The sequence below is a fragment of the Mesorhizobium sp. M7A.F.Ca.CA.004.04.2.1 genome, from assembly GCF_004022825.1.
Taxonomy (GTDB): Bacteria; Pseudomonadota; Alphaproteobacteria; order Rhizobiales; family Rhizobiaceae; genus Mesorhizobium.
The window spans coordinates 1-4,077 of record NZ_RZPH01000540.1 but is presented as its reverse complement, the minus strand read 5'-3'; the positions used below and the strand labels follow the sequence as shown (position 1 = coordinate 4,077).

The window sequence follows — 4,077 nt, the reverse complement described above, 5'->3', positions numbered from 1 at the left end:
AGGTAGACGCGCAGGCTGGCTGGCCGCGGCTCCAGCCAGCCGCCGACATAGACGGGCGTCGTCGAAAGCGTCACCGCTTCCTGGCCGACGAAATCGCCGCCATCACGTTCAATGCGCGCCACCAGTTCCGCCCGCTCCCCGGCCGACAGAGCCGAGCCTAGCTTCGTTGAATCGTCGTCCTCGAAGGCAAGCCTCGTCGACAGCGCCGGCCCGATCACCATGCGATCGATGTTGGCCAGCACATGCGCGCGTTCGGTTGCTTGCCCGCACCACCATGTCGCGACGCTTGGCAGCAGCAATTCCTCGCCCCGCAAGGCCCGTGAAATCTTGGGCAGGAAGGCAAGCAGCGCGCGCGTCTCCATCAGGCCGGAGCCCAGCGCGTTGACGGTAGCAACCGCGCCCTGGCGGATCGCCTCGACCAGGCCCGGCGTGCCGATCTGCGAATCCGCGCGCAGTTCAAGCGGATCGGCGAAGGCGGCGTCGAGCCGCCGCCACAACACGCTGATCGGCATCAGGCCGGAAACTGTGCGCACCATCAGCCGGCTGCCGGAGACGGTCAAATCCTCGCCTTCGAGCAGCATGATGCCGAGGTAGCGGGCGATGTAGGCGTGCTCGTAATAAGTTTCGTTGAGCGGCCCCGGCGTCAGGATGGCGACGCGGCCGTCGGTTTCCTTGGCCATGCCGATCAGCGCGTCGCGAAAACGGCGGAAAAAGCCGGCAAGGCGGTGCACATGCATCTCGCCATAGATGTCGGACAGCGCGCGCGTGGTGGCGACGCGGTTTTCCAGTGCGAAACCGGCGCCGGACGGCGCCTGCGTGCGATCACCCAGCACCCACCATCGGCCATCAGGCCCGCGGCCGAGTTCGAAGGCGCAGAAATGCAGGAAGTGGCCGCCGGCCGGCCTGGTGCCGACGACAGGCCGCAAATATTCCGGGCTGGCGGCGATCAATCCCGCCGGCAGGATGCCTTTCTCGACCAGCCGGTTCGGCCCGTAGATATCGGCGATGGTTTCCTCGAACAGGTCGGCGCGCTGCACGAGGCCGGCGCTGATCGCCGCCCACTCGCTCTCCTCGATGAGAACCGGGACATGCGCCAGCGGCCATTCGCGCTCATTGGCACCGGCCTTGTCATAGACGCGGTAATAGACGCCGGCATCGCGCAGATACTGGTCGGCGCGGGCAAAGCGCTGGCCGAGCTTTTCAGCGCCAAGTTCCTCGAGCGCCTCGACAAAATGCTTCCAGGCCGGGCGAGGATTGCCTGACGCATCGACCATCTCGTCGACGACGCCGTCGATCGGCTGGTAGTGCTCCAGCAGGCTGTGGGTCTGCGGCTTGCCGCGTCCCCTCTTGTGATTCCCCTTTGCCATCGCTGATCAGAGTCTTGCCGGCCGCCGAAGGTCAAGGGTCATCGGGAAATCTTCCGCCGGTTGTTCTTCACGGATCACATAGGCGGATGGCGTATGACCGCGCGGTTCGAAGCGGGCGAGCCGCCGAGCTTCCGCCTCGTTGCCATTGACCGGAAAGGTGTCGTAATTGCGCCCGCCGGGATGGGCGACATGGTAGACGCAGCCGCCGACCGCACGTCCCGACCAGCGGTCATAGATGTCGAAGACCAGCGGCGTGTTGACCGGCAGCGCCGGATGCAGGCCCGATGCCGGCTGCCAGGCCTTGAAGCGGACGCCCGCCACCGCGACCTCTCTGTTGTCCGTCACCTTCATCGGCACGATACGGCCGTTGCAGACGATCGCGTGGCGCTCCGGATTCAACCCTTCGGTCTTGACCTGCAGCCGTTCGACCGAGGAATCGACGAAACGCACGGTGCCGCCGATCGCGCCTTGCTCGCCCATGACATGCCAGGGTTCGAGCGCCTGCCGCAGTTCCAGCTTGATGCCGGCATGCTGAACCTGACCGCAGAAGGGGAAGCGGAATTCGAGCTGGGCGTCGAACCATTCGGGCCTGAATTCGAAGCCGTTGAGCTTGAGGTCGTCGAGCACGTCGAGGAAATCGGCCCAGACATAATGCGGCAGCATGAAACGATCGTGCAGTGAGGTGCCCCAGCGCACGAAGCGGCCATCGAGCGGGCTCTTCCAGGCACGGGCAATGATCGCCCTGACAAGCAGTTGCTGCGCGAGGCTCATGCGTGCATTGGGCGGCATCTCGAAGCCGCGGAATTCGACCAGTCCCAGCCGACCGGTCGGTCCGTCCGGCGAAAACAGTTTGTCGATGCAGATTTCCGAACGATGCGTATTGCCGGTGACGTCGGTCAACAAATTGCGGAACAGCCGGTCGACCAGCCATGGCAAGGGTGCGTTGCCCCGGTCCGGATGCGGTACCTGCGCCATCGCGATCTCAAGCTCGTAGAGCGAGTCGTGACGCGCCTCGTCGAAGCGTGGCGCCTGGCTGGTCGGCCCGATGAACAGGCCGGAGAACAGATAGGACAGCGACGGATGGCGCTGCCATTGCAGCACCAGGCTCTTCAGCAGGTCCGGCCTTCGCAGGAAGGGGCTGTCATTGGGTGTCGCACCGCCGACCACGACATGGTTGCCGCCGCCGGTGCCGGTGTGGCGGCCGTCAATCATGAACTTGTCGGCGCCAAGCCGTGTCTGCCGCGCTTCCTCATAGATCGCCGTCGTCGTCGCCACGCAATCCTGCCAGTTGGAAGCAGGATGGATGTTGACCTCGATGACGCCGGGATCAGGCGCGACGCGGATGACGTTGAGGCGCGGATCGTGAGGCGGGCCGTAGCCCTCGATATGCACGGGAAGGCCGATCGCCTTCGCCGCGTTCTCGGCCGCAGCGACCAGTTCGAGATAGTCTTCCAGCGCCTCGACCGGCGGCATGAACACGCAAAGCCGCCCATCGCGCGGCTCGACCGAAAGCGCGGTGCGCACCGCGCCGCCGATCTCGGTGATCTCTTGTTCGACCCGGTCCTGCTGGCCGGTCGCAGCGGTGAACGATGCCGCTTGCTGGCGGCGCGCCATCTCGTCGGCGCCTTCCAGTTCAGCCGGAGCCGCCGAGGACAGGATGGCTTCACGCGTGGGCAGCGGTCCGCGTGGCAGCGACGGATCGACCGGCACGATGTAGGGGAATTGCTCCGGCGGCACATAGGGCAACGTGCCGAGTGGCAGGCGGTAGCCGACGGGTGAGTCGCCGGGTACCAGGAACAGCCGGCCGCGCCGCGTCTTCCATTTTTCCGAGCGCCAGCGCGGATCCGATGCCTGGCTATTCCAGCGCTGCACCGGCAGCACATAGCCGGACGGCTTGGTCAGCCCGCGTTCGAACACTTTCGCCATGCGGCTGCGTTCTTCCGGGTCCTCCAGCCTGGAGTTGGACGGATCGACATTGTCGGGCAGCTTGCCTTCCTTGAGCAGCCATTCGGCCGGATCCTCATAGGCTTCGCTGACCATGGTCTTGTCGATGCCGAGTTCGCCGGCAATCGCGGTGAGCAGGCTTTCGGCCTGCTTCGGGCCGATATCGGCCTCGCTCTTTTCGCGTGCGATCAGGGACGGATCGCTCCACACTGGCTGGCCGTCGGCACGCCAGTAGAGCGAAAAGGTCCAGCGCGGCAGGCTTTCGCCCGGATACCATTTGCCCTGGCCGTAGTGGAGAAAGCCGCCGGGCGCGAAGCGCTCGCGCAGTTTACGGATCAGTTCGTCCGCCTTTTCGCGCTTGGTGGGACCGACGGCGGCGGTGTTCCACTCGGCCGACTCGAAATCGTCGATCGACACGAAGGTCGGCTCGCCGCCCATGGTGAGCCGCACGTCCCCGGCCGCGAGAGCGGCATCGACCTTGTTGCCCAACGCATCGAGAGCCTGCCAGCTTTCGTCCGAGAACGGCTTGGTGATGCGCGGATGTTCGGCGATGCGGTCGACCCGCATCTCGAAGCCGAATTCGACATTGGCGAAGCTTGCCAAGCCGGAAATGGGAGCCGCGTTGCGGAAATGCGGCGTCGCCGCCAGCGGCACATGGCTTTCGCCGGTGAGCAGGCCAGAGGTCGGATCGAAGCCGATCCAGCCGGCGCCGGGAAGATACACCTCGCACCAGGCATGCAGATCGGTGAAGTCTATCGCCGTTCCC

Annotated in this window: 2 protein-coding genes; both read right to left on the bottom strand. The window is 65.5% G+C overall.

The window, feature by feature from the left end:
* Window positions 1–1,367 (bottom strand): circularly permuted type 2 ATP-grasp protein (locus EN893_RS22025; RefSeq protein WP_164901013.1); only part of this gene is annotated, 1,367 nt, incomplete at its 3' end.
* A 6-nt stretch (window positions 1,368–1,373) separates the two neighbouring features.
* Window positions 1,374–4,077: transglutaminase family protein (locus EN893_RS22020; protein ID WP_164901012.1), on the bottom strand; the 2,704-nt coding region annotated here is incomplete at its 5' end.